The organism is Paeniglutamicibacter cryotolerans (assembly GCF_014190875.1).
In the GTDB taxonomy this organism is placed as follows: Bacteria; Actinomycetota; Actinomycetes; order Actinomycetales; family Micrococcaceae; genus Paeniglutamicibacter; species Paeniglutamicibacter cryotolerans.
Map to the genome: position 1 here is coordinate 150,096 of NZ_JACHVS010000002.1, position 25,393 is coordinate 175,488.

General features: G+C 65.6%; 22 protein-coding genes and 1 pseudogene. 17 read left to right on the plus strand and 6 right to left on the minus strand.

The window, feature by feature from the left end; genetic code table 11:
* The first annotated feature begins 43 nt into the window (after nucleotides 1–43).
* The 11 genes from ftsZ (at nucleotide 44) to nrdR (ending at nucleotide 12,015) form a co-directional block, all read left to right on the plus strand.
* Nucleotides 44–1,198: a cell division protein FtsZ gene (gene ftsZ, locus E9229_RS13845; protein ID WP_183512196.1), complete on the plus strand. Its 1,155-nt coding sequence runs from the start codon at nucleotides 44–46 to the stop codon at nucleotides 1,196–1,198.
* 41 nt (nucleotides 1,199–1,239) lie between these two features.
* A complete protein-coding gene (locus E9229_RS13850; RefSeq protein ID WP_183512197.1) occupies nucleotides 1,240–1,983 on the plus strand; it encodes a polyphenol oxidase family protein in 744 nt (247 codons plus the stop codon).
* Nucleotides 1,980–2,765 (plus strand): YggS family pyridoxal phosphate-dependent enzyme, encoded by a 786-nt coding sequence (locus E9229_RS13855; RefSeq protein WP_183512198.1) that lies wholly within the window; start codon nucleotides 1,980–1,982, stop codon nucleotides 2,763–2,765. The genes E9229_RS13850 and E9229_RS13855 overlap by 4 nt, the downstream gene beginning before the upstream one ends.
* Before the next feature lie 63 nt (nucleotides 2,766–2,828).
* Nucleotides 2,829–3,350, plus strand: coding sequence for a cell division protein SepF (locus E9229_RS13860; RefSeq protein WP_183512199.1), 522 nt, complete (start codon nucleotides 2,829–2,831; stop codon nucleotides 3,348–3,350).
* A 20-nt stretch (nucleotides 3,351–3,370) separates the two neighbouring features.
* Entirely contained in the window at nucleotides 3,371–3,667 is a 297-nt protein-coding gene (locus E9229_RS13865) for a YggT family protein (protein WP_183512200.1), read from the plus strand.
* 201 nt (nucleotides 3,668–3,868) lie between these two features.
* Nucleotides 3,869–4,525, plus strand: coding sequence for a DivIVA domain-containing protein (locus E9229_RS13870; RefSeq protein ID WP_183512201.1), 657 nt, complete (start codon nucleotides 3,869–3,871; stop codon nucleotides 4,523–4,525).
* Between the two features lie 96 nt (nucleotides 4,526–4,621).
* Nucleotides 4,622–5,236: a signal peptidase II gene (gene lspA, locus E9229_RS13875; RefSeq protein ID WP_183512202.1), complete on the plus strand. Its 615-nt coding sequence runs from the start codon at nucleotides 4,622–4,624 to the stop codon at nucleotides 5,234–5,236.
* A complete protein-coding gene (locus E9229_RS13880) occupies nucleotides 5,233–6,189 on the plus strand; it encodes an RluA family pseudouridine synthase (RefSeq protein ID WP_312855713.1) in 957 nt (318 codons plus the stop codon). Before lspA ends, E9229_RS13880 begins: the two co-directional genes overlap by 4 nt.
* A gap of 119 nt (nucleotides 6,190–6,308) precedes the next feature.
* The gene (gene dnaE / locus E9229_RS13885; RefSeq protein ID WP_183512203.1) at nucleotides 6,309–9,872 is read left to right on the plus strand and encodes a DNA polymerase III subunit alpha; all 3,564 of its coding nucleotides are present in this window, start codon (nucleotides 6,309–6,311) and stop codon (nucleotides 9,870–9,872) included.
* 133 nt (nucleotides 9,873–10,005) lie between these two features.
* Nucleotides 10,006–11,379, plus strand: a complete 1,374-nt coding sequence (gene hisD, locus E9229_RS13890; protein WP_183512204.1) for a histidinol dehydrogenase — start codon at nucleotides 10,006–10,008, stop codon at nucleotides 11,377–11,379.
* A 147-nt stretch (nucleotides 11,380–11,526) separates the two neighbouring features.
* A complete protein-coding gene (gene nrdR / locus E9229_RS13895) occupies nucleotides 11,527–12,015 on the plus strand; it encodes a transcriptional regulator NrdR (protein WP_183512205.1) in 489 nt (162 codons plus the stop codon).
* 92 nt (nucleotides 12,016–12,107) lie between these two features.
* On the opposite strand, the gene ppgK is transcribed toward nrdR, so the two are convergent.
* On the minus strand, nucleotides 12,108–12,905 hold the full coding sequence (ppgK, locus tag E9229_RS13900) for a polyphosphate--glucose phosphotransferase (RefSeq protein WP_183512207.1): 798 nt from the start codon (nucleotides 12,903–12,905) through the stop codon (nucleotides 12,108–12,110).
* A 52-nt stretch (nucleotides 12,906–12,957) separates the two neighbouring features.
* Nucleotides 12,958–13,833, minus strand: a complete 876-nt coding sequence (gene map / locus E9229_RS13905; protein WP_183512208.1) for a type I methionyl aminopeptidase — start codon at nucleotides 13,831–13,833, stop codon at nucleotides 12,958–12,960.
* A gap of 111 nt (nucleotides 13,834–13,944) precedes the next feature.
* Here map and E9229_RS13910 point away from each other — a divergent pair, with 111 nt between their 5' ends.
* Nucleotides 13,945–14,136: an SPOR domain-containing protein gene (locus tag E9229_RS13910; protein WP_183512209.1), complete on the plus strand. Its 192-nt coding sequence runs from the start codon at nucleotides 13,945–13,947 to the stop codon at nucleotides 14,134–14,136.
* A 27-nt stretch (nucleotides 14,137–14,163) separates the two neighbouring features.
* On the opposite strand, the gene panB is transcribed toward E9229_RS13910, so the two are convergent.
* Nucleotides 14,164–15,024 carry a 3-methyl-2-oxobutanoate hydroxymethyltransferase gene (gene panB, locus E9229_RS13915; protein ID WP_183512210.1) on the minus strand — a complete coding sequence of 287 codons (861 nt, stop codon included), beginning with the start codon at nucleotides 15,022–15,024 and terminating at the stop codon, nucleotides 14,164–14,166.
* A 135-nt stretch (nucleotides 15,025–15,159) separates the two neighbouring features.
* Here panB and glnA (E9229_RS13920) point away from each other — a divergent pair, with 135 nt between their 5' ends.
* The 4 genes from glnA (E9229_RS13920) (at nucleotide 15,160) to E9229_RS13935 (ending at nucleotide 20,390) form a co-directional block, all read left to right on the plus strand.
* Entirely contained in the window at nucleotides 15,160–16,500 is a 1,341-nt protein-coding gene (glnA, locus tag E9229_RS13920) for a type I glutamate--ammonia ligase (RefSeq protein ID WP_183512211.1), read from the plus strand.
* A gap of 9 nt (nucleotides 16,501–16,509) precedes the next feature.
* Nucleotides 16,510–19,536 carry a bifunctional [glutamine synthetase] adenylyltransferase/[glutamine synthetase]-adenylyl-L-tyrosine phosphorylase gene (locus E9229_RS13925; RefSeq protein WP_312855714.1) on the plus strand — a complete coding sequence of 1,009 codons (3,027 nt, stop codon included), beginning with the start codon at nucleotides 16,510–16,512 and terminating at the stop codon, nucleotides 19,534–19,536.
* Nucleotides 19,537–19,584: 48 nt separating this feature from the next.
* Entirely contained in the window at nucleotides 19,585–19,917 is a 333-nt protein-coding gene (locus E9229_RS13930; protein ID WP_183512212.1) for a cupin domain-containing protein, read from the plus strand.
* A 212-nt stretch (nucleotides 19,918–20,129) separates the two neighbouring features.
* Entirely contained in the window at nucleotides 20,130–20,390 is a 261-nt protein-coding gene (locus E9229_RS13935) for a GlsB/YeaQ/YmgE family stress response membrane protein (protein ID WP_183513065.1), read from the plus strand.
* 560 nt (nucleotides 20,391–20,950) lie between these two features.
* On the opposite strand, the gene glnA (E9229_RS13940) is transcribed toward E9229_RS13935, so the two are convergent.
* Nucleotides 20,951–22,375 (minus strand): type I glutamate--ammonia ligase, encoded by a 1,425-nt coding sequence (glnA, locus tag E9229_RS13940; protein WP_183512213.1) that lies wholly within the window; start codon nucleotides 22,373–22,375, stop codon nucleotides 20,951–20,953.
* Nucleotides 22,376–22,643: 268 nt separating this feature from the next.
* Here glnA (E9229_RS13940) and E9229_RS13945 point away from each other — a divergent pair, with 268 nt between their 5' ends.
* A complete protein-coding gene (locus E9229_RS13945) occupies nucleotides 22,644–23,078 on the plus strand; it encodes an RDD family protein (RefSeq protein ID WP_183512214.1) in 435 nt (144 codons plus the stop codon).
* A gap of 298 nt (nucleotides 23,079–23,376) precedes the next feature.
* On the opposite strand, the pseudogene E9229_RS13950 reads toward E9229_RS13945, so the two are convergent.
* Nucleotides 23,377–24,484 (minus strand): annotated as a pseudogene (locus E9229_RS13950) (transposase domain-containing protein).
* Between the two features lie 124 nt (nucleotides 24,485–24,608).
* The gene (locus E9229_RS13955) at nucleotides 24,609–25,370 is read right to left on the minus strand and encodes a DUF4191 domain-containing protein (protein ID WP_183512215.1); all 762 of its coding nucleotides are present in this window, start codon (nucleotides 25,368–25,370) and stop codon (nucleotides 24,609–24,611) included.
* Nucleotides 25,371–25,393: the final 23 nt, after the last annotated feature.

The following is a 25,393-nucleotide window of genomic DNA, read 5'->3' on the forward strand; positions in this document are numbered from 1 at the left end:
AGCCCCACCGGCCAGCAGTACATCGAACAAGGGAAAACAGGACGTGGCAGCTCCACAGAACTACCTCGCCGTGATTAAGGTCGTCGGCATCGGCGGTGGCGGCGTCAATGCCGTGAACCGCATGATCGAAGTTGGCCTGCGCGGCGTTGAATTCATCGCGATCAATACGGATGCCCAGGCACTGCTGATGAGCGATGCCGACGTCAAGCTCGATGTCGGACGCGAACTCACGCGCGGCCTTGGCGCCGGCGCCAATCCCGACGTCGGCCGTCAGGCCGCTGAAGATCACGCCGAGGAAATCGAGGAGGTCATCCGCGGAGCGGACATGGTCTTCGTGACGGCCGGCGAGGGCGGCGGCACCGGTACCGGTGGCGCGCCCGTGGTGGCCCGCATCGCCCGCTCGCTGGGCGCACTGACCATCGGCGTCGTCACCCGTCCGTTCACCTTCGAGGGCCGCCGGCGCGCCACCAGTGCCGACAACGGCATCGAGGCGCTGCGCGACGAGGTCGACACGCTCATCGTGATCCCGAACGACCGCCTGCTCTCGATCAGCGACCGCAACGTCTCGGTGCTCGACGCCTTCCGCCAGGCCGACCAGGTGCTGCTTTCGGGCGTCCAGGGCATCACCGACCTCATCACCACTCCGGGCCTGATCAACCTCGACTTCGCGGACGTCAAGTCGGTCATGCAGGGCGCCGGTTCAGCGCTCATGGGCATCGGCTCGGCCCGCGGTGAAGACCGCGCGGTCAAGGCTGCGGAGCTGGCCATCGCCTCGCCGCTGCTTGAAGCCTCCATTGACGGCGCGCATGGCGTGCTGCTCTCCATCCAGGGTGGCTCGGACCTTGGCCTGTTCGAAATCAACGAGGCCGCCCGCCTCGTGCAGGAAGTCGCCCACCCGGAAGCCAACATCATCTTCGGCGCCGTCATCGACGACGCCCTGGGCGACGAGGCCCGGGTCACGGTGATTGCCGCCGGCTTCGACCAGGTCGATGTCACCAGCGCCCCGGCCGTCCCGGCCTACGCCAGCCACCGCTCGGCTCCGGCCATCCCGGCGGCTCCGGCTGCCGCTCCCGCCGCCGCTCCCGTGGCTGCTCCGGTTGCCAGCAACGAGCCGGCCTTCGAGGAACTCCCGGCCATCGTCGAACAGGACCTGACCGGTTCGCACGATGACCTCGATGTCCCCGACTTCCTGAAGTAGAACCCGCGCAACATCCACTGCAAGGCCATGAGGTTGTCCAGATGCTCCGCTATTACCCCGCGCGTTTTCCCGGTGTCGGTGTAGCTTTCACGACGGTGGATCAGGGCAACCTCGCCTTGCATGTGGGCGACGATCCCGAGGCCGTGCTCATGAGGCGCCGGGAATTGGAAGCCTCCCTGGGCCTGGACGCTCAGCGGTTCTGGTACATGGATCAGATCCACTCCACGATCATTCTCGACGCCGGAGCCGATGTGCTGACGGCATCGACCGCCTCAGGGCACCCGACGGCCGACGGGCTGATCAGCCCGTGCGGCGACGGGGCGCTGGCCGTCATGGTCGCCGACTGCCTGCCCGTCCTCTTCATTGCGTCCACGGCCTCGGGCACGGCCACGGCCGTTGCGCACGCCGGACGCCGCGGACTGCTCGACGGCATCCTTCCCGATGCAGTGGAGCGGCTGCGTGCCGCTGGCGGCACCGACGTCCACGCCTGGATCGGCCCCTCCATCTGTGGAGCCTGCTACGAGGTCCCGCGGGACATGTCGGCCGAGGCCGAGTTGCAGCTCCCAGGCATCACCACCAGCACTCGGACCGGAACTCCGGCCCTGAACCTGCCCGCGGCCGCGGCGGCACAGCTACGCGCGCTGGGCGTACGCGTCGAGGAAAGCGGCATCTGCACGCTGGAGGACAAACGTTTCTACTCCTACCGGCGCGACAACAGCACAGGCAGGCTTGCGGGCCTGCTCTGGCCCGTGGATCAAGACAAGGCGAGGAACGCAGCACAGTGAGCACGACCCCCGAAACCACACAGGGCCCCGACCGCGGGGCCGACCTGCTCGAGCGGCTCACCCGGGTGCGGACGCGCATCAGCGCGGCCACGCTGGCCGCCGGACGCGATGCCGAACCCGAACTGATCGTCGTCACCAAGTTCTTCCCCGCCTCCGATGTCGTGCTTCTCTCCTCCATGGGCGTGCGCCAGGTCGGTGAGAACCGCGACCAGGAGGCGTCCCTCAAGGCCGCCGAGACACGTGCCCAGGGCATCGCGCTGGACTGGAACTTCATTGGCCAGCTGCAGAGCAACAAGGCAAAATCCGTGGTTCGTTACGCCGCAACCGTCCAGTCCGTTGACCGGCCAGCGCTAGTTGCGGCATTGGATAACGCGATGGATCGTGAAATCGGACGCCGTACTGAACAAGGCCTGCCCGAACGGAAACCGATGAACGTGCTGATCCAGCTGGATCTGCGGGAGGATCCCTCGGTGCCCGAGGAGGGTACCGGATTCGGCCGCGGGGGAGCGGACCCCGCCACGATGCTCGATTTGGCTGCATCCATCGCCTCCACGCGGCACCTGCGGCTGCGGGGCCTGATGGCCGTCGCACCACTGGGAACCGACCCGGTCCCGGCCTTCGCGAAGCTGATGGAACTCTCGGGGCAGCTGCGGGTCGAATACCCCGAAGCCGGTGTGGTTTCGGCCGGGATGAGCCAGGACCTGGAGGCTGCGGTGGCGGCTGGTGCGACACACCTGCGCATTGGCTCGGATGTCCTCGGGCCGCGCCCGGGGTTACTGTAGCGTCGAAAGTAGCGGAGACTCAGCGGCCGGTAGCGGACCGCGCACGATCATAAGGAGAAGACCATGGCTGGCGCCCTGCGCAAGACGATGATCTACCTGGGACTCGCCGACGGTGACGAGAACTACGACTCAGAGCAGTACGACACCGGCGTGCGGGAAGAAGTGCGCGCCCCGGAACCTGCTGCCAAGGAGGAACGGCCATTAGCCCAGGTCGCCCCCACCCCGGAGCCTGCAGAAAACGAATACCGCGCTCCGGTAACACCCATTAAGCGCGCACCATCAGTACGGGACGAGGACTCTTCATTGCGTCAGATCACCACGGTTCACCCCCGCTCCTACAACGATGCGAAGATCATCGGCGAGAGCTTCCGCGACGGCATCCCGGTCATCATGAATGTCACAGACATGGGTGAAGCGGACGCCAAGCGACTGGTGGACTTCTCCGCCGGGCTGGTGTTTGCCCTGCACGGCAGCATCGAGCGGGTCACGAACAAGGTCTTCCTGCTGTCCCCCTCCACGGTCGAGGTGCTGGGCGAGGACAAGAAGTCCTCGGACACCCAGGCCACGTTCTTCAACCAGAGCTAGCGGCGGGAATACCTGATACCGTGACCTGGCTCTTTGGAATCATCTACGCGGCACTGACCGTGTTGCAAGTCATGTTGTTGATGCGCATCGTGTTGGACGTCACTGAAATGTTCGCCCGCTCCTGGCGGCCTCGGGGCATCGCGCTGCTGACAGTCAGTGTCGTGGCCCGTGTGACGGACCCGCCCATGCGCTGGTTGCGCTCACGCATTAAACCCCTAGATCTCGGGGGAATGCGGCTTGATCTGGCCTTTATCATTTTGTACTTCGCTACCATCATCTTGAAGTTGATAGTGCGCGGAGTGGGTAGTTCGGTCTAGGCTGTTTGAAGAGAAGGATGATGCCGACCGAAAGGTCCGGTGTCTGAAGCAAACGTCGTGGTGTTTAGCCATGGCCGGTTTCGTCGTTATAGTCTTGTCACATTAGGCGTAACGGCGACACTGGTCGGCGCGCCAAGAACGGTAAGTGTACTCGGGCCGCAGCAGCGGTCGGGGGAGAGAACCAAGTATCGAGGTGACCAGATGGCGCTCACGCCAGAAGATGTAGTCAACAAACGCTTCCAGCCCACTAAATTCCGTGAAGGCTACGATCAGGACGAGGTTGACGACTTCCTTGACGAGATCGTCGTGGAACTGCGTCGACTGACCCAGGAGAATGAGGAGCTGCGTCGCCGCCTCTCCGAGTCCGGAGCCGGCGAAGGCGAGCAGGCAGTGCCCGCTCCCGTCGCAGCCACCCCCGCCGCCAAGGCAGCGGAACCGGCCAAGGAAGAAGCCAAGCCCGTCGTCGAATCGGCAAAGGCCGAGGCACCGAAGGTCGCGGCAGCAGCTGCACCCGCGGCCCCGGCACAGACCTCAACCGCCGAATCGGCAGCCGGTGTCCTGGCCATGGCCCAGCGCCTGCACGACGAGTACGTCGGAGCCGGTGTGGAGCAGCGTGACAAGATCATTGCCGAGGCCAAGGTCGAAGCACACAGCCTTGTCAACGACGCCGAGGAGAAGAGCCGTAAGACGCTCTCCGCCCTCGAGCAGCAGAAGTCGGTCCTTGAGCGCAAGGTCGAGCAGCTGCGCGGCTTCGAGCGCGACTACCGTGCCCGCCTGAAGACCTACATCGAGGGTCAGCTCCGCGACCTCGAAGCCAAGGGCTCCATGGACTCGCCGGATTCCAAGGAAAACGCCTAGCATTATCAGCCACGACCGATCCCCAGGATCGGCCACGGCCTCAAGTTGTTGGCGGTCGGGAACTCCCGGCCGCCAACAACACGTTTAAAGGGAATCATGGAAAAAGAGACTGATCCGACCGACGGCGCTCCCCGTCCCGCGGCCCCGGCCCGCAGCCCCCTGCTTCGTCGACTGCTGTTCGTATCGGTGGCGGTCGCCCTCGTCGGCTACGCCCTTGACCAGTACACCAAGCACCTCGTGGTCACCAGGATGTACGAAGGGCAAATCATCGACGTTTTCCCGCCGCTGTTGCGCTGGTACTCCATCCGCAACCCCGGGGCGGCCTTTTCCATGGGAGCGGACTCCACCTGGATCTTCACCATCATCCAGGCCGTGGTGTTGCTGTACGTGGTCGTCTTCCTCCTGCGCAAGCTCGGATCCCGGCCCTGGGCACTTGCCCTGGGCGGGCTGATCGGCGGCGTCGCTGGAAACCTGACAGACCGCATCTTCCGCCCTCCGTCCTTCGGGCACGGACACGTGGTCGACTTCATCGCCTTGCCGAACTTCGCTATCTTCAACGTCGCCGACATGCTCATCGTCTGCTCGATGATCGGCATCTGCCTGCTGATGTTCACCGGTCGCGAGATCGGTGGCGGACGCGTGGGAAACAATAAGAAGCACGCCTCCGATCCCGCCGCCGACGAGTCAAACACCGAGGGGGAAGCCACGTGACCGGACCCGTAGGCACAACACCAGTCGGGCACACCACGCTGCTGGTGGCCGAAGAGGACGCCGGGACGCGGGCCGATGCCTATGTCTCGGTGGAGCTGGGCATCTCGCGAGCCTCGGCTGCCCTGCTGTGTTCCGAGTCCAACGTGGTCTCCAACGGACGGCCCCTGGGCAAGTCCAAGAAGGTCAATGCCGGAGACGTCCTGGAGATCACCATTCCGGTACGCCCGGATCCGCTCGAAATAAGGGTTGAATTAGTGGAAGACCTGAAGATCATCGCCGATGACGAGGACTACGTAGTCATCGACAAGCCGGTCGGCGTTGCTGCCCACCCCTCGCCGGGATGGGTCGGCCCCACTGTCGTCGGCGCACTGATCGCCGCGGGCTACCGCATCTCCACCTCCGGTGCGGCCGAACGCCAGGGCATCGTGCACCGCCTGGACGTCGGCACCTCCGGGCTGATGGTAGTGGCCAAGTCGGAGCGCGCCTACACCGCGTTGAAGCGCGCGTTCAAGGAACGCACACCCGAGAAGATCTACCACGCGGTGGTCCAGGGGTTGCCCGATCCGATGAAGGGGACCATCGATGCCCCCATCGGGCGTCACCCGGGACACGACTGGAAGTTTGCCGTCATCGAGGACGGCCGTGACTCCATCACCCACTACGAGGTGCTCGAGGCCTTCGGCCGGGCCTCGCTGGTGGAGGTCCACCTGGAAACAGGCCGCACCCACCAGATCCGTGTTCACTTCTCGGCGCTGCGCCACCCCTGCGTCGGAGACCAGACCTATGGAGCTGATCCGAAGCTGGCAGCTTCCCTGGGGCTGACCCGGCAGTGGCTGCATGCCTACAAGCTCGGCTTCCCGCACCCGGTCACCGGGGAGTGGGTCCAGTACACCAGCGAATACCCGCTGGATCTGACGCAGTCACTGGAACTGCTGCGCGACGGCCAGTTCTAGGCCGCCTGCCCAAGCCACACTGATGCCCTGCCGGTTTCCCGGCGGGGCATCATTGTTCTCACACCGGGTAGCCGGCCCGAGGTGCCCGAGGGCTCCACGGGACAACCTAGACTGGAGGGGTGGCTAGCTCAGACTCCGAGGGATTCGTTCACCTTCACACGCATACCGAATACTCCATGCTCGACGGCGCGGCGCGCCTGGGGGAGCTATTCAAGGAAACCGAACGGCTGGGGATGACCTCCCTGGCCACGACCGACCACGGTTACCTCTTCGGTGCCTTCGACTTCTGGAAGAAGGCAACGGACGCCGGCATCCGCCCGATCATCGGCGTCGAGGCATACATCACCCCGGGAACGGCACGCAACGACAAAACCCGTGTGCGCTGGGGTGAAGAAAACCAGCGCAAGGACGACGTCTCCGGCGGCGGTTCCTATACCCACATGACGCTGCTCAGCTACAACAACCAGGGCATGCGCAACCTCTTCCGCGCTTCCTCGATCGGGTCGTTGGATTCGGCCTTCGGAAAGTACCCGCGGCTGGACCGCGAACTGCTCGAAACCTACAGCCCGGGCCTGATCGCCACCACGGGCTGTCCCTCGGGCGAGGTGCAGACCAAGCTGCGCCTGGGCCAGTACAAGGAAGCGGTGAAAGCCGCCTCCGAGTACCAGGACATCTTCGGTGCGGAGAACTACTTCTGCGAACTGATGGACCACGGGCTGGACATCGAACGCCGCGTCACCGGGGACCTGATGCGTCTGGCCAAGGACCTGAGCATCCCGCTGGTGGCCACCAACGACCTGCACTATACCCATGAGCACGATGCCAAGGCCCACGAGGCACTGCTGGCGCTGCAGTCCGGCTCCCGGCTGGACGAGCCGACCTACGACCAGGGCGGGTCGCGCTTCGCGTTCTCCGGTTCCGGCTACTACCTCAAGTCCCCGGCCGAGATGCGCCACCTGTTCCGCGAGCTGCCCGAGGCCTGCGACAACACGTTGCGCATTGCCGAGCGCTGCGAGGTCTCGTTCAACACCGACGCGAACTACATGCCCAAGTTCCCCTGCCCGCCGGGGGAGAACGAGGACTCCTGGCTGGTGAAGGAGGTCGACAAGGGCCTGGCCTACCGCTACCCGGGCGGCATCCCGGACGCCTCGCGCAAGCAGGCCGACTACGAGCTGGATGTCATCACCAAGATGGGCTTCCCCGGCTACTTCCTGGTCGTTGCCGACTTCATCAACTGGTCCAAGGAAAACGGGATCCGCGTCGGTCCCGGCCGTGGTTCGGGCGCCGGCTCGATGATCGCCTACGTGCTGCGCATCACCGACCTGGACCCGCTGGTCCACGGCCTGATCTTCGAACGCTTCCTGAACCCGGAACGCGTTTCCATGCCCGACTTCGACGTTGACTTCGATGATAGGCGCCGCGCCGAGGTCATCAAGTACGTGACCGAGAAGTACGGCGACGAACGCGTTGCCATGATCGTGACCTACGGCTCGATCAAGACCAAGCAGGCGCTGAAGGACTCCTCTCGCGTGCTGGGCTACCCCTTCAGCATGGGCGAATCGCTGACCAAGGCGCTGCCCCCGGCAGTCATGGCCAAGGACATCCTGCTCTCGGATATCGAGGACCCCAAGGCCAAGCGCTACTCCGAGGCAGCGGACTTCCGCCAGCTGGTCGCCACCGACCCGGATGCCGCGAAGGTCTTCGAGACCGCCAAGGGACTGGAGGGCCTCAAACGCCAATGGGGCGTGCACGCCGCCGGCGTGATCATGAGCTCGGACCCGATCATCGACGTCATCCCGATCATGCGCCGCTTCCAGGACGGCCAGGTCATTACGCAGTTCGACTACCCGACCTGTGAGGGCCTGGGGCTGATCAAAATGGATTTCCTGGGCTTGCGAAACCTGACCATCATTTCCGACGCGCTCGAAAACCTCAAGGCCAACCAGAACGTCGATCTGGACCTTGAACGCCTCGAGCTCACCGACCCGGCAGCCTACGAGCTGATGGCGCGCGGTGACACCCTGGGTGTGTTCCAGCTCGACGGCGGGCCCATGCGCTCACTGCTCAAGCTCATGCGCCCCGATAACTTCGAAGACATCTCCGCTGTGCTCGCGCTCTACCGCCCGGGTCCGATGGGCGCGAACTCGCACAACAACTATGCACTGCGCAAAAACGGGCTGCAGGAAGTCACCCCGATCCACATCGAGCTCAAGGATGCCCTAGAAGAGGTGCTGGGTGGAACCTACGGCCTGATCGTGTACCAGGAGCAGGTCATGTCCATTGCGCAGAAGCTGGCAGGCTTCTCGCTGGGCCAGGCAGACATCCTGCGCCGTGCCATGGGTAAGAAGAAGAAGTCGGAGCTGGACAAGCAGTACGCCGGCTTCCGCCAGGGCATGAACGACAACGGCTTCTCCGACGCCGCGGTCAAGGCCCTCTGGGATGTCCTGCTGCCCTTCTCCGACTACGCCTTCAACAAGGCCCACTCGGCCGCCTACGGCGTCGTGTCTTATTGGACCGCCTACCTCAAGGCGCACTACCCCTCCGAATACATGGCGGCGCTGCTCACCTCGGTGGGCGATGACAAGGACAAGCTTGCCCTGTACCTGAACGAATGCCGCCACATGGGCATCACCGTACTGGCTCCGGACGTCAACGAATCCGCCTTGAATTTCACCCCGGTCGGTAAGGACATCCGCTTCGGCATGGGCGCCATCCGCAACGTCGGCGCCAACGTCGTGAACGCCATGGTCTCTTCGCGCGAGGAAAAGGGAACCTTCGAGAATTTCTCGGACTTCCTGCAGAAGGTCCCGGCGGTGGTCTGCAACAAGCGGACCATCGAATCGCTGATCAAGGCCGGCGCGTTCGACTCCATGGGCCACACCCGACGCTCGCTGGTGATGATCCACGAGGAAGCCGTCGACTCGGTCATCACGCTCAAGCGCAACGAGGCAGCCAACCAGTTCGACCTTTTCAGTGCGTTCGACGACCCTTCCGTCGGTTCGTCGTTGGCAGTGGAGGTCCCCGACGTCCCAGACTGGGAGAAGAAGGACAAACTGGCCTTCGAGCGCGACATGCTCGGACTCTACGTCTCCGACCACCCGCTCAAAGGCCTGGGCGGGCTGCTGAGCCAGAACGCGGACCTCTCGGTCACGCAGGTGCTCTCCGACGACGGACCAGCCGACGGCCACATCATCACCATCTGCGGCATGATCACCTCGCTGCAGCGCAGGATCGCCAAGAACAGCGGCAACGCCTACGCCCGCTGCGAGATCGAGGACCTTTCCGGCTCGATGGAGGTCATGTTCTTCGGCAACGCCTACCAGCCGATCGCCAATGTCCTCGCCGAGGACCTGATCGTGGTCGTCAAGGGCCGCCTGCAGAAGCGCGACGACGGGCAGATCACGCTGAACGCCCAGGAACTGACGGTCCCGGAAATCAACGAGGACGGCGATGGGGGGCCCGTGGTCATCTCCCTGCCTGCGCACAAGGCCACCGAGGAGGTCGTTGCCAGCCTCGGCGATGTGCTCAAGACCCACCCCGGCACCAACGAGGTCCGGGTCAAGCTCACCGGCTCGCGCAGCATCCAGCTGATGCGCTTGGGCATTGAGTACCGGGTGAACCCGAACTCGGCACTCTTCGGTGACCTGAAAGTGCTGCTTGGCCCCACCTGCCTGGACGTCTAGCCATGGACGGCCCTCGCGCGCGTGGTGCGGCAACCATCGGGCCGGTGCGACGCGCAGGAACGCACGTGATCGATTATTAAGCGCCGCTGGACCATGGCAAACAGGAGATGTGTCCGGCCCCCGGTAAACTGGCATGGTGACTTCCCCAGCCAGCACCGTGCCCTTTTCCGCCCTCGACACCCTTGACCTGCGTGGAACGCGGTTGGATCACGCGGGGCTGAAGGCGACGCTGCCGCGTGCAGAACTGAACTTCGCCACGGCGGCCGAAGCCGTGGAAACCATCATCGCTTCGGTGCGCGCCGAAGGCTTCGCCGCACTGGCGGCTTTAGCCAAGCGGTTCGACGGCGTCGAGCAGGAGTACACTCGCGTCCCGGCCGAGGCCATCGATGCCGCGCTGGAGAACCTGGATCCGGCCATCCGCGCGGGGCTGGAGGAGTCCATCTCCCGCGCCCGCGATTTCTCCGCCGCCCAGGTGCCCGGCGACACCACCACCAGCTACCCGCAGGGCGCGACCGTCACCCAGCGCTGGGTGCCGGTCCGCCGCGTCGGGCTCTATGTCCCCGGCGGCCTGGCCGTCTACCCGAGCTCGGTCATCATGAACGCCGTTCCCGCACTGGCCGCCGGCGTCGGCTCGCTCGCCCTGGCCTCCCCGCCGCAGAAGGAATTCGGTGGGCTGCCGCACCCGACCATCCTGGCCGCAGCGAAGCTGCTTGGCGTCACCGAGGTCCACGCCATGGGTGGTGCCCAGGCCATCGCGGCGTTCGCCTATGGCGTCCAGGTGCCCGAGGGAGCCGACCCGGCCCTGTCCATCGAGCCGGTAGACGTCGTCACCGGTCCCGGTAACCTGTTCGTTGCCACCGCCAAGCGCCTGGTCAAGGGCGTCGTCGGCATCGACGCCGAAGCCGGTCCCACCGAGATCGCGATCATCGCCGATGCGGCGGCGAACCCCGCCTACATCGCAGCGGACATGATTTCCCAGGCTGAACACGCGCCGGACTCCGCTGCCGTGCTGATCACCGACTCGACCGAGCTGGCCACTGCCGTCCGCGGTGCGCTGGAAATCCAGACCGGCACCACGAAGCACTCAGAACGCGTGATTACCGCGCTGACCGGCACGCAGTCGGCGATCATCCTTGTCGACGGCATCGACGAGGCGGTGCGCGTGGCCAACGTGTACGCGGCCGAGCACCTGGAAATCCTCACCGTCGAGCCCGCCTCCGTGGCGGCCCGGATCACCTCCGCCGGAGCCGTCTTCGTCGGCGAGAACAGCCCGGTGTCGCTGGGCGACTACTGCGCCGGATCCAACCACGTGCTGCCCACCAGCGGCACTGCCGCCTTCGCCTCGGGTCTGAACGTGAACACGTTCCTGAAGGCGATCCAGGTCATCGACTACCCGCGTGCGGCCCTGAGCGAGGTCGCCGGGCACGTGATCACGCTGGCCAATGCCGAGGACCTGCCGGCGCACGGGGATGCCGTGGCCATCCGCTTCGCGGCGGATGACGCCTAGCAGTCATCTGGCCGGCCCGTGCGCGCCACGACGCTGCCGGATGGCGGAAAAGCGGCGCGACCGACGGTGTTGTGATGTAGTTGTGTCAAGTAGAAACCCGTTCCGGTCCCCGGGCCGGGCCACAACAGGAACCAGGAGGACGCAGTCATGTATTGCCCGTACTGTAGAAACTCCGAATCGCGGGTCGTTGACAGCAGGCTCACCGACGACGGAACGGCGATCCGCCGGCGCCGCCAGTGTGCCGCCTGCGGGCGACGTTTCACCACGGCCGAAACGACCAGCATGAACGTGCTCAAGCGCTCCGGCGTCGCCGAGCCGTTCTCCCGCGCCAAGGTCATCAACGGCGTCCGCAAGGCCTGCCAGGGCCGCCCGGTCACCGATGACGACCTGGCTCTGCTCGCCCAGGAGGTCGAGGAGGCGGTGCGCTCCTCCGGTGCCGCCGAAATCGACGCCCACCAGGTGGGCCTGGCGATCCTGACCCCGCTGCAGCAGCTCGACGAGATCGCCTACCTGCGCTTCGCCAGCGTGTACCAGGACTTCGGTTCGCTTGAGGACTTCGAACGGGCGATCGCCAAGTTGCGCGCCGAACGCGGTTCCGTGGTCACCGGGCGCCAGCGTCCGCTCGGCGCCAGCTAGGAAGCCGCCTTCAGAAGAATCCGGGGTGGTAGCTGCGGCCCGAGGGCCGCAGCTACCACCCCGGATTCTTGTTTAACCGCCAGAGCCGTTGATCAGGCCAGCTTCTCAGCGATGGCCGACTGCAGCGCAGAGCCGACGATGCCGGCGTTGTTCTTCAACGCGGCGACCTGGATCGGCGTGTTGATCTCCAGCAGTGGAAGGTAGTCGTCGCTGCGCTTGGAAATCCCGCCGCCGATGATGAACAGGTTCGGGGAGAACAGGAACTCCACGTGCGAGAAGAACCGCTGCAGGCGCGCGGCGTAGTCCGGCCAGGACAGGTCCTCGCGTTCGCGGGCGGCGGCCGAGGCCCGCGTCTCGGCGCCGGCGCCGTCGAGCTCCAGGTGGCCGAGCTCCACATTGGGAACCAGCACGCCGTCGTGGATCAGCGCCGAACCGATGCCGGTGCCCAGGGTGATCACCAGCACCGAGCCGGCCACGTCGCGGCCCGCGCCGTAGCGGACCTCGGAGAGTCCTGCGGCATCGGCATCGTTCATCACGTGCACGGGACGGTCGAGCGCGGAGCGGAGCAGCCCGTCCACGTCGGTATCGATCCAGGACTTGTCGATGTTCGCCGCCGAGCGGGCCACTCCGTGGTGGATGATCGCCGGGAAGCAGACGCCGACCGGGGAGCCGGACCCCGGCGCCTCGGGGCGGGAGTCGAGTTCGGCCACGATCCGCGCCACGACCTCGGCCACGGCCTCGGGGGTGGAGGGCTGGGGGGTATCGATGCGGAACCGGTCTCCGAGCAGCGTGCCCGATTCCAGGTCGACGATGCCGCCCTTGATGCCGGTGCCGCCGATGTCGACGCCGATGGCAACGGTGTGCCGGTGGCTGTTCTTATGCTTAGACAATGGTTTTCCTCGTTGGATCTCTCTCGTGCTGGGTGCTTCTGGCGGCTCCGGATCAGGGCAGCGTGAGGATTTCGGCACCGTCCTCGTTGATGAGCAGGGTGTGTTCGAATTGTGCCGTGCGCTTCCGGTCGCGGGTCACCGCGGTCCAGTCGTCGTCCCACATGTCCCATTCGATGGTGCCCAAGGTGAGCATCGGTTCGATGGTGAAGGTCATTCCCGGTTCGATCAGCCGGCTGTACGCCGGGGCGGCGTCGTAGTGCGGGATGATCAGTCCGGTGTGGAATGACTCTGCCACGCCGTGTCCGGTGAAGTCACGCACCACGCCGTAGCCGAAGCGCTTCGCGTAGGAGGCGATGGTCCGCCCGATCACGTTGATCTCGCGGCCCGGCATGACCGCTTTGATGGCCCGGCGCAGCGATTCCTGCGTGCGCTCCACCAGCAGGCGGGACTCCTCGTCCACGTCGCCGGCCAGGAACGTGGCGTTGGTGTCCCCATGCACGCCACCGATGAAGGCGGTGATATCGATGTTCACGATGTCCCCGTCCCGCACCACGGTGCTGTCGGGGATGCCATGGCAGATGACCTCGTTAATCGAGGAGCACAACGACTTCGGGAAGCCGCGGTAGCCCAGCGTGGAGGGGTACGCCTGGTGGTCCAGCAGGAATTCGTGGCCGATCCGGTCCAGCTCGTCGGTGGTGACGCCAGGGACGATGGCCTTGCCCACCTCGGCCAGCGCCCGGGCGGCGATTTTCGACGCGACGCGCATGGCCGCGATGATCTCGGGGCTGCGCACCTCGGAGGCCTCGGACTTGGTCGGGCCGGGACGCCCCACGTACTCGGGGCGGGGGATGGAGGCGGGAACCGGCCGGGCCGGACCGATGGTTCCGGGCACGAGGGATCCGATGGGCGCTGTCGAGGCAATAGGCATGAGTAGATCTTATCGCCCGGATCCCTCCGGCCACGAGCCGGGGCCTCCGGTACCGGGGCATCGGCTGTAGTCTGGGGCCAGGAATCGGCTACGAGAAAGGACGGTGGCAGCATGCTGGGCAACCCGGGTGAAGGACAGTATTGGTTCAATGTCGTGACGCACCAGGTCGAGAAGGGGCCGCAGTCGGACTGGACGCAGCTGCTGGGACCCTACGACTCCCTGGCGGAGGCGGAAGCGGCCATGGATAAGGTGCGCCGGCGCAATGAGCAGTTCGATGAGGAGGACGCCGAAGACCAGGACTAGCAGGATGCCGGTGCCCGGCACGCTGGGCTACTCGAAGCCGTGCTCCGGGCCGGGGAACGTGCCGGCGTGCACGTCGTGAAGGTACGCGGCGGCCGCCGAGGTGATCAGCGGGCGCAGCTCGGCGTACTTCTTCACGAAGCGCGGGTTCCTGCCTGAGCCCAGCCCCAGCATGTCCTGCCAGACCAAGACCTGGCCGGTGGTCACCGGGCCGGCCCCGATGCCGATGGTGGGCACCCGCAGCGCCGCATCCACGGCGCGGGCGGCCTCGGTGGGGACCATCTCCATCAGCACGCAAAAGGAACCGGCATCCTGCAGCGCGAGTGCATCGTCGATCATGACCTGGGCCGCCTCCCCGCGGCCCTGGATCCGGTAGCCTCCGAGCACGTGTTCGGACTGCGGCGTGAAGCCGATGTGGCCCATCACCGGCACTCCTGCCGCCGTCATCGCCTCCACATGCGGGGCATAGCGCGCACCGCCCTCCAACTTCACCGCATGCACCCCGGCCTCCTTCAGGAGCCGGATCCCGTTGGCCACGGCCTGTTCCACCGAGACCTCGTAGGAACCAAAGGGCATGTCGCAGACCACCAGGGCCCGCTTGGTCCCGGCCACCACGGACCGGGCGAAGACGATCATCTCCTCCATCGTGATCGGCAGCGTCGAGGAGGCGCCCATCATGGTGCTCGCCGCCGAATCGCCAACCAGCAGCACCTCGATCCCGGCCTCGTCGAAGATCGATGCGATCTGGCAGTCGTAGGCGGTCAGCATGGCGAAGTGACGCCCCTCGGCCTTGGCCCGGGCCAGGTGCGGGATGCGCACCCGGGACGGAAGGGATGTACCGGCCGGGGCCGATGTGTTCTGGCCGTAGGGGGCCTGGCTCTGCTCGCTCATGGAAAAGACGATACGCCAGCGACTCGTGCGGCGCATCGCGGGCAATGAACGCCCTAGTCTGTGGCACTTCCGTATAAAGTGGGAGGCAGCGGCGAAGGCCGTTGCCCAGCGTTTCGTCAGGGAAGGAACACACCAGTGGATCGCCAGCAGGAATTCGTTCTGAGGACCATCGAAGAGCGCGACGTGCGCTTCGTCAGGTTGTGGTTCACTGACGTCGTGGGTTCGCTGAAATCCGTTGCCCTTGCTCCGGCCGAGGTGGAGGGCGCGTTCGAGGAGGGACTGGGCTTCGACGGCTCCTCCATCGAAGGCCTGTCGCGGATTTCCGAATCCGACATGCTTGCCCAGCCGGACCCCTCCACGTTCCAGATCCTGCCCTGGCGCGGTGAAACCGAATCCACATCGCGCATGTTCTGCGACATCCTGACTCCCGACGGGGCGCCCTCCGCGGCCGACCCCCGACACGTGCTCAAGCGCCAGCTCGCCGTCGCCTCGGACATGGGCTTCACCTGCTATACCCACCCGGAAATCGAGTTCTATCTGCTCAAGTCCAGCGACTTGGGGCCCGATGGCTCACCGGTGCCGGTGGACCGCGCCGGCTACTTCGACCACGTCACCGGCGGCGTCGCCCAGGACTTCCGGCGCACCGCCGTGACCATGCTCGAGGCCGTCGGTATCTCGGTGGAGTTCAGCCACCACGAGAACGGCCCGGGCCAGAACGAAATCGACCTGCGCTACGCCGACGCGCTGCAGACCGCTGACAACGTGATGACGTTCCGTACCGTGATCAAGGAGGTGGCGATCCAGCAGGGCATCTACGCGACGTTCATGCCCAAGCCGTTCTCCGACGAGCCGGGCTCCGGGATGCACACCCACTTTTCGCTCTTCGAGGGCGATACCAACGCGTTCTATGAGGCCGGCCGCGAGTTCCAGCTCTCGGACACCGCCCGCCAGTTCATCGCCGGCATCCTGCGCCACGCCCCGGAATTCACCGCCGTCACCAACCAGTTCGTGAACTCCTACAAGCGCCTCTGGGGTGGGGGAGAGGCTCCCAGCCACCGCTCCTGGGGCCATAACAACCGCTCCGCGCTGGTGCGCGTGCCGCTGTACAAGCCGAACAAGGGCCAGAGCGCCCGCGTGGAGTACCGCGGCATCGACTCGGCCACCAATCCCTACCTGGCCTACGCATGCCTGCTCGGCGCCGGCCTGAAGGGCATCCAGGAGGGATACGAACTCGAACCGCATGCCGAGGACGATGTCTGGTCGCTCAGCACGGCCGAGCGCCGTGCCATGGGACACGACCCGCTGCCCGGTTCGCTGCACGACGCGATCCGCTCCATGGAGGAATCGGAGCTGGTTGCCGGGATCCTCGGCGAGCAGGTCTTCGAGTCGTTCCTGCGCAACAAGCGCGACGAGTGGGAGGGCTACCGCCAGAACGTCAGCCCGTTCGAGCTCAAGCGCTACCTGGGCATCCTCTAGGGCGGCGTCGTGTCCCTGCCGCCCAACCTGACCCGCAGCCTGATCAGTGCCGGCTTCGATGACCTGGATCGGGCCCGGCACTTCCTCGCCGCACCGGAACTGGCAGCCGCTTCCCCGGAAATCGTCGTTGGCGCGTTGGCTGACGCCGCCGATCCCGACCAGGCGCTGCTGGGCCTGATCCGGCTCATCGAACGCACCCCGCGGGTGATCGAGGTCGCCGGACGGGCCGAGCTGCGTCCGGGCCTGGCCCGGCTGCTCGGCGCCTCCGAGGCGCTGACCGAGTTCCTGATCCGCCGGCCGGAGCAGCTCAACGTGCTCCATGTCGTGCACCCGGCGATCATGGCCGGCACCGAGCCGGGCGTACTGCGCACCATGATGCTGTGGGCCGTGGGCGCGGACCCCGGCTCGATGGCACCGGTCGCGACGATGTCCGGCCCTGAGGCCCATGCCGCGCTGCGCATCGCCTACCGGGGCCGGTTGACCGATCTGGCGCTGCGCGACCTGGCCGCCGCCGACCCGCTGGAGGCCATGCCCAAGGTGGGCCGCGAGCTGGCGGATCTCGCAGCCACCGCGATCGAAGCCGCGCTCGCCGTATCCCGGTTGGAAGCCGCCGAGCGCTTCGCCGCCGATGACATAGCCGCCGTGTCCCTTGCCGTGATCGGCATGGGAAAGTGCGGGGCGCGGGAACTGAACTACGTCTCGGATGTCGATGTCATCTACGTGCATTCCTCCACGGGTATCGATCTGGACCTGGCTACTTCCATCGCCGAGTGCCTGGCAGCGGGAATCAGCCGGGTGCTGAGCGGGCCCGGAAGTGAACCACCGCTGTGGGAGGTGGACGCGAACCTGCGCCCGGAGGGACGCGACGGCGCCCTCTCGCGCACCCTGGAATCCCACGCCGCCTACTACGGACGCTGGGCGCAGAGCTGGGAATTCCAGGCGCTGCTCAAAGCCCGGCACATTGCCGGTGACCCGGAGCTCGGTGCCGACTACGAGGCCATGGTCGCGCCACTGGTCTGGTCCTCCTCGGAACGCGAGGGCTTCGTCGAATCGGTGCAGGCGATGCGCCGGCGGGTCACGGCAAACATCGCCGCCGCCGAGGTGGCCCGGCAGATCAAATTGGGCCCCGGCGGGCTGCGCGACGTCGAATTCACCGTCCAGCTGCTCCAGCTGGTCCACGGCCGCACCGACGAGTCGCTGCGGATGCGTGATACCACCAGTGCCATTGCCGCGCTCAGCGCCGCCGGCTACATCGGGCGCGACGATGCGGCGGTGTTCGACAGCGCCTACCGCTACCTGCGCGTGCTCGAGCATCGGATCCAGCTGGTGCACCTGCGCCGCACGCACCTGATGCCGGCCAAGGAACCTGCCCAGCGGGTGCTGGCCCGGGCCGTGCTGGGGGCCGGACCGAAACCGCGCACCGGCGCCGCCGACCTGCTGGCGACCTGGGCCTCCACCAAACGCACCGTCCGCTCGCTGCATGAGCGGATCTTCTACCGCCCGTTGCTGAGCAATGCCTCGAACCTCTCCGAGGACGAGGTGCGGCTGAGCCCCGAGGCGGCCCAGGCGCGGCTGAAGGCCCTGGGCTATGCGGATCCGAAGGCCGCCATGCGGCATATCGAGGCGCTCACCTCAGGGGTCAGGCGCCGTGCCGCGCTGCAGCGCCAGCTGCTGCCGGTGTTGCTGGGCTGGATCGCCGAGGGAGTGGACCCGGACGCGGGCCTGCTGGGATTCCGCCGGCTCAGTGAATCCCTCGGCGAATCGCACTGGTACCTGGGCATGCTGCGTGACTCGAGTGCCGGGGCCGAGCGGCTCTGCCACATCCTGGCCAACTCCCGCTTCCTCACCGACCTGCTCGAGGTCTCCCCGGAATCGGCCGCTTGGCTGGGCGACGACAGGGACCTGGTCCCGCGCACTTTCGACCAGCTCTGGGCCGAGATCTCTTCCAAGCTCAACCGCCCCGCCCCCGAGGGCCAGCTGATCCGCTTCATCCGGCTGATCCGCCGCCGTGAGATCCTGCGTGTTGCGCTGGCCGACGGCGCCGGGCTCATCGTCCGCCCCCAGGTCGGGATCGCGCTCTCGGATATCGACCGGGCAGCCGTGCTCGGCGCACTGCGCGTGGCCGAGGGCATTGAATACTCACAAACCCCCCAACTCGCCGACCTGCTGGTGGTGGCCATGGGCCGCCAGGGCGGGCGCGAGATCGGCTACGGCTCGGATGCCGACGTGATGTTCGTGCAGCGGGCACTGCCCGGGGCCGATGTGCAGGGTGCCCAGGAACAGGCGCTGCGCATCGTCGCCCGGCTCACCGGGCTCATGAAGAAGCCGCTGGTCCCCGCCATCGCCGCGGAACCACGGCTGGAGATCGACGCCGACCTGCGCCCCGAGGGCAAACAGGGCCCGATGGTGCGCTCGCTGGAGGCCTACCGCGACTACTACGGGCGCTGGGCGCAGATCTGGGAAATCCAGGCACTGCTGCGTGCCCGTCCGATGGCGGGATCCGACGACCTTGCCGCCGAGTTCATGGTCATGGCCGACGCGCTGCGCTACGGCCAGCACATCACCGAGACCGAGCTGCGTGAGATCCGGCGGATCAAGGCCCGGGTGGAGGCCGAGCGACTGCCGCGCGGGGCCGATCCGGCCCGGCACGTGAAGCTGGGCCGCGGCGGACTGAGCGACGTGGAATGGCTGGTCCAGCTGTTGCAACTGCAGCACGCCGGGCAGTACCCCGCGCTGCGCACCACCTCGACTCCCGAGGCGCTGGCGGCGATCGATGGGGAGCGGCTGCTGCCCGGTGACGATGTGGAGACGCTGGACAGGGCCTGGCAGTTGGCATCGCGCATCCGGTCGGCCTCGATGGCCTGTACCGGACGGGCCTCCGACGTGCTGCCGAAGGACCGCAACGAGATGGAGGCCGTTGCCCGTTGGTGCGGCTACGAGCCTGGCCAGGCGGCGCAGATGGAGGATGATTACCTCAAGGCCACCCGGCTGGCCCGGTCCGTCTTCGAACGGCATTTCTACGGTTTCGACCACTGATTCACGGCTCCCGGACCGGGGACCGCCACATTAAGCAAGGAGAAGGACATGCACATCACGCAGGCTGAACTGACCTCCCTCACGACGGAACACCTCGCCAAGGCAGCAGCCAACCCGCATGGCCGCAGCGCTCATGCGGTATTGCGCGACGGGAAGCTGCGCCACACGCTGCTGGCCATCACCGACGGTTCTCGGCTCGATGACCACACCAAGCCGGCCTCCGCGACGCTGCTCGTGCTGCGGGGATCGGTCACGGTGAACTGGTCCGGCGGCGAACCGGTCACCGTCGAGGAAGGCGGGCTCTACGTGTTGCCCGAGGCCGTCCACAACGTTGTGGCCAACGGGGACTCGGCCTTCTTGCTCACCACCATTGCGGGCTAGCTGACGAGGTTTTCGGTTGTTCAAACGGGCTGCCGCCCGTATCGCCATCGGCTCTGTCGGCGACGGGAGCCAACCCACCCCTGGTGTCGCATGAATCACACTCTTGCCGGTGGCGTGTCGCACCGACCGATACCTACTCGTCAGTAAAATCAACCGAGTGCATCTGCTTTCTGATGCTGAACGACGTAACTTCATCCGAACGGAGAAAAGTCATGGGATTCATTGGTTGGATTGTTCTAGGCCTGATCGCCGGTGCGATTGCGAAGGCAATCAAGCCAGGGGAGCAAGGCGGCGGCTGGCTCGCCACCTTGCTGCTTGGCGTAGTTGGCGCCGTTGTCGGCGGTTGGATCGGCTCGAAATTGTTCGGAGTGGACATTAGCGAGTTCTGGTCGCTGTCAACGTGGTTGCTGGCCATTGGCGGTTCGTTGATCGTCCTCGTTATCTGGGGACTGCTAACGCGCAAGAAGGCATAGTCTGAGCACCTGGGGAGGTCCTGGTCTTTCGAGACCGGGGCCTCCCTTTCGCTTGATCCCGATGTTCCGGCTCCCCGTGCCGGCGTCATTGCGGAGGCACGGGCCCATGGCAGCTCGCGGGACAAGGCTGGATGCTGGCTCGCCAGCCTCTGCACGTGGAAGGCAATTACTTCCCCGTCCCGCAGGCGTGGATTCCGGCTCTCGAACGCCAGGGGAGTCCGGCACCGAGGGTGAACGCGGCGTTTGTGGCCAGCGCGTTCGGAGGTTCGTTGCACATGCGGCGCCCGGTTCTGAGCCGCCGGGCCAACTGGGGGATCGTGAGGCTTCCGCAGTCAGGGTCCGAGGTACCCTCGCATTTCGGGTGATCGGTTTTCGTGCCGACGCCAGGGCTCCCCATACGGGGCGGCACCACGCGACAGCAACGACAGCAGCAGGGGTGTCTCCGGCCGTTGTCGGACGCACGCAAGAGGGGTCCGCACGGACCGCCAGGACGATGTCCTTGGGCGGCCCGCGCGGACCCCTCTTGTGTTTGCTACGCCCCGCTCATCGGCGGGAGGCTACTAGCAGCCGTAGTACAGCTCGAACTCGTACGGGTTCGGGCGAAGCGACAGCGGCTTGATTTCGTGCTCACGCTTGTACTCGATCCAGGTGCGGATCAGGTCCTCGGTGAAGACGTCGCCCGCCAGCAGGAAATCGAAGTCGTCCTCCAATGCAGCGAGCGCCTCTTCCAACGAGCCCGGAGCAACCTGGATGTCCTTGGCTTCCTCGGCGGGCAGCTCATAGAGGTCCTTGTCGATCGGGTCCGCCGGCTCGATGCGATTCTTGATGCCGTCAAGGCCTGCCATCAGCTGGGCGGCGAAGGCCAAGTACGGGTTGCACGCGGCGTCCGGTGCGCGGAACTCGATGCGCTTGGCCTTCGGGTTCGATCCGGTGATCGGGATGCGGATGCCGGCCGATCGGTTGCCCTGCGAGTAGACCATGTTGACCGGGGCTTCGTAGCCCTTGACCAGACGGCGGTAGGAGTTCACCGTCGGGTTGGTGAAGGCGAGTACGGCGGAAGCGTGCTTGAGCAGGCCGCCGATGTACCAGCGGGCCACGTCCGAGAGGCCGGCATAGCCCTTCTCGTCGTAGAACAGGGGAATGCCGTTGGCCCACAGCGACTGGTGGCAGTGCATGCCCGAGCCGTTCTCACCGAAGATCGGCTTCGGCATGAACGTGGCTGACTTGCCCCATGCGTCGGCGACGTTCTTGACGATGTACTTGAACTTCAGGATGTCATCGGCCGAGTGGGTCAGCGTGTTGAACTTGTAGTTGATCTCGGCCTGCCCGGCTGCGCCGACCTCGTGGTGCGAGCGCTCGACCTCGAGGCCCGCCGCATCCAGCTCGAGGCAAATGGCATCGCGCAGGTCGGCCTGCTTGTCGGTGGGGGAGACGGGGAAGTAGCCACCCTTGAAGGGGGTCTTGTAGCCCTGGTTGCCGCCCTCTTCCTTGCGACCGGAGTTCCACGGTGCCTCATCGGAATCGACCTTGTAGAAGGAGCCCTGCGGCTTGGATTCGTATTGGACGTTTTCGAAGATGAAGAACTCGGCCTCGGGGGCGAAGAAGGCGGTATCGGCGATGCCGGTGGAAGTCAGGTAGGCCTCGGCGCGCTCGGCGACGGAGCGCGGGTCGCGGTGGTACGGATCACCGGTGCGCGGGTTCACGATCGAGAAGTTCAACGCCAGGGTCTTCTCCAGTCGGAACGGATCCATGAAGGCGCTGGTCACGTCTGGGATCAGCTGCAGGTCCGAGTCGGCCAGGCCCGCGAAGCCGGCGATCGAGGAGCCGTCGAACAGCTGCCCGTTGATGAAGAAGTCCGCGTCCACGGTCTTGGCCGGCACGTTGAAGTGCTGCTGGATGCCCGGCAAGTCGGTGAAACGGATGTCGACGAACTTAACCTCTTCGTCGGTGATGAACTTGAGAACTTCGTCAGCATTCTTGAACATCTTGTACTGCTCCTCGTTGGTTTTTCCGGCTCTGCGTTTGTCGCATCCGTGGGGCCCTGAACGGCCCGTCTCCATGAACAACGATAGCGTGTGGGCGTTAACCGTCCGTGTCTCTTTTGTTTCCGGCGCGTTACATGGCGCCGATCTGAACGCTGGGAGCGTGTGATATGCCACATTCTCACCGTTGGCCGAGTGTTGGGCCACGGTGGGAGCGTAGTGGGCGCCCCAAGTAAGGAGGGCGCCCGGGAAACGCCGGTACCCTGAAGGGGTGGAAAGAAAAGACTTTGGATCGTGGCTCGAGGGCCCCCCGCAACTGAGCAACCAGGAATGGCCGGGCCAGCGCCTAGGCCGCCCCGAGGCCGGACCGGGCAGCGTGGCACGCATCGGTCGTCGCGTCGTTGCCCTGTGCATCGACTGGGCGATAGCGATGATCCTCGCTGCACTGATCTTCAAGAGCGCGCAATTCGCCGATCTGGCTATCTTCGCCGTCACGCAGATGCTCTTCGTCGGCGTCACCGGGCACTCGATTGGGCACCGCATCATGAGCCTGCAGGTTCAGGGCATGGATGGAAAGGCCATCACGCCACTCAAGGGCGTCGTGCGCACGCTGTTGATCCTGCTGGTGATCCCGGTGCTGATCAGCGACGCCGATCAGCGCGGTTACCACGACAAGATCGTTAACACGGTCTTGGTGCGCATCTAGTACCAAGACTGATTCTTCAGCATGGGGCCCGGATCCGTTTGGATCCGGGCCCCATGCTTTTCGCCCATGCGATTAGCGGTAGTCTCCCAGCTTGAAGGCAGGGCTTCTGCAAAGTCGGGCCATAGTCATGAATTATGAATGCAATCCCGTTTACTTTGGCGTGCTCTTCAGGATCTGATCGGGTGGTCCGAGGGTCACTTTGCGCATGGCCTGACGTGTGCTGTTGCGTTTCCTGCACCCACGCAGGAGTTCGTTGAGGATTTCCCAGCAGGCGCCAACGAACGCCACGCCTGACATCTCAGGGGGGGAAATCCGGAGGCCGGGTCAGGGAACGCCGGGAGGCCCGAAGGGCGGAGGCCAAGGAAAGCCGTAGCGGGTCTTCCGTGAATTCCTGGGCGGCGTCGGCAACCAGGGGGCGCAACACGTAATGCCTGCAAAGGTATCCGTGGATTTCCTGAACCACTCCCGAATGGAGTCTTCGAGCGCACCACGGCGCCAACGTCGCGTTGGCGGGACTTGAGCTCGTCGAAACAGTCCCCGATTTCCCACCGCTGTTTACGAGGTATTCCACGACCCGGACAGGCGGGGGCCTGCCTCGCCGGTCGGCGTTGCGTTGGTGGAACCCCGGCCCGATCTCGGAAATGAACCATCTGGGAGTCCTTCCCTGACCGGAAGCACCGAATTCGATTTCAGCCGACACAACAGTTGAGCGCCGGTGGCTGTGCTTTGGGTGAAGGTCTCGGAACTGAAGAACCCTCGGTCTGCGACCTGACGCAGCGAAGGATCCAGATAGTGCAGCAATCCCGGGGAGAGATATCGTGTTCCGAGGTGCTGCAGCCGCTGAGCGCCGCTCCGAATACCAGGTGGGTTCAGCATTCGGCCACGGCCAGCACTCTGGCCTGCGAGGACCGGCTTTTCGGGGGTTTTGGTGCCTGGCCGTCCGAAGGACCGTTCGTTGGCCGGCTTATCGGGGGACTTCCAGGACGGCGCCGTCCACGGCTGCCAACCGCAGCCCGGGCAGGAACCCGGGTTCCGGATCCCGGCCCAGTGGGTGGGCGACCTCATCTAAGGGCTGAGCCATAACGGGGTATCCCAACCGGGTTCGAACCTTGAAGATCACCGCCTTCGGGGGCATCTGCCATGCCGTGAACCGGCTGGCAACCCACTCGAGTCCGGCCATCAGGGAACGCATCACCTCTTGGCAGGACCCGGTGAAAACAACGCCAAAGCCATCACTAACAGACCATCAGCCGGGCCGGCAACAACCGGTTCCGGTGTTCCTCTACACCAGCGTCCTTGAGGGCCTTGCCACCAGATCCGACGGGAACCTTCGTCACCACACCGATCAAAACATGATCGGTCAACCGGTCGGGTCCTTGAGGGGAAACCCATCCCAGATGTTCCACAGCAATACGCTGGAAACACCATGCGCCGAAGTAAACGACATTGGTTTAAAAGCCGAGGGGCGGGATGGGCCGGAAACCGTGGTTTCCATCCCATCCCGCCCCGTGATCGAACCAGGGGGTCAAGCTACCTGCCGGAGCGGCGCGAAGGCCGGGCACGGGTCGGGTCGATGCCCTTGGGGATCGGCAGTTTGGCACTGCCCAGGGTGCTGATGCGCTTGTCGACGGCGCTGACCTCGAGCTTGGTGATGGCCTTGGGCAGCTTCTTCATCTTCTTGCCCACCGCTGCGAGCGGGACCTGACCCTCGTCGTTGCCGGCGTTGACCACGTGGATCGGCACGTTCGGCAGCACGCGGCCCAGACGACGACGCTCGGCGTCGACCAGCGGCTTCACACGCGAGATCGGGCCTTCGGTGACCAGCACGACCCCGGCGCGGCCGATGGCCAGAAACACGAGGTCCTGGGTGCGCGGGCTCACGGCGACCGGCTGGTCCTTCAGGATCCAGCCGCGGCGCAGCACGCTCATGGCGGCACCGGCAGCACCCGGACGTCCCTCGAGCTGGGAGAACGCGGCACGTTCGGCGCGCCGGGAGAGGATCATGGTCGCGCCAAGCAGGCCGACCGGGATCGAAATCAGCAGTGCAGTGATCCAGTTGTTGCCGGGCAGCAACAGGCTGATCAGCAGGCCGAGAACGATGGCACCAAGGAACGCCAGAAGCATCAGCCAGACGACCATCGGGTCGTTCTTGCGGGTCATCTGGAAGACCTGGCCGAGCTGTTTCAGCCGGCCTGGTTCCTTGGCGGCCTTTTCGGCCTTGGGCTTGCGCGAGAAGAGTCCGCGTTTGGGCTGGGAGGCCTCGGTCGAGGCGCTATCGGTGGTTTTGGCCATAGTGATTCAATTCTACGTGATCC

Excerpts from the sequence above, each read along its gene's own strand:
- E9229_RS13860 (WP_183512199.1), top strand. The coding sequence starts at position 2,829 with ATGGCTGGCGCCCTGCGCAAGACGATGATCTACCTGGGACTCGCCGAC.
- hisD (WP_183512204.1), top strand. The coding sequence starts at position 10,006 with ATGGTGACTTCCCCAGCCAGCACCGTGCCCTTTTCCGCCCTCGACACC.
- E9229_RS13930 (WP_183512212.1), top strand. The coding sequence starts at position 19,585 with ATGCACATCACGCAGGCTGAACTGACCTCCCTCACGACGGAACACCTC.
- panB (WP_183512210.1), bottom strand. The coding sequence starts at position 15,024 with ATGAGCGAGCAGAGCCAGGCCCCCTACGGCCAGAACACATCGGCCCCG.
- nrdR (WP_183512205.1), top strand. The coding sequence starts at position 11,527 with ATGTATTGCCCGTACTGTAGAAACTCCGAATCGCGGGTCGTTGACAGC.
- glnA (WP_183512213.1), bottom strand. The coding sequence starts at position 22,375 with ATGTTCAAGAATGCTGACGAAGTTCTCAAGTTCATCACCGACGAAGAG.
- lspA (WP_183512202.1), top strand. The coding sequence starts at position 4,622 with ATGGAAAAAGAGACTGATCCGACCGACGGCGCTCCCCGTCCCGCGGCC.
- E9229_RS13850 (WP_183512197.1), top strand. The coding sequence starts at position 1,240 with ATGCTCCGCTATTACCCCGCGCGTTTTCCCGGTGTCGGTGTAGCTTTC.
- map (WP_183512208.1), bottom strand. The coding sequence starts at position 13,833 with ATGCCTATTGCCTCGACAGCGCCCATCGGATCCCTCGTGCCCGGAACC.
- E9229_RS13910 (WP_183512209.1), top strand. The coding sequence starts at position 13,945 with ATGCTGGGCAACCCGGGTGAAGGACAGTATTGGTTCAATGTCGTGACG.
- E9229_RS13935 (WP_183513065.1), top strand. The coding sequence starts at position 20,130 with ATGGGATTCATTGGTTGGATTGTTCTAGGCCTGATCGCCGGTGCGATT.
- E9229_RS13870 (WP_183512201.1), top strand. The coding sequence starts at position 3,869 with ATGGCGCTCACGCCAGAAGATGTAGTCAACAAACGCTTCCAGCCCACT.
- E9229_RS13955 (WP_183512215.1), bottom strand. The coding sequence starts at position 25,370 with ATGGCCAAAACCACCGATAGCGCCTCGACCGAGGCCTCCCAGCCCAAA.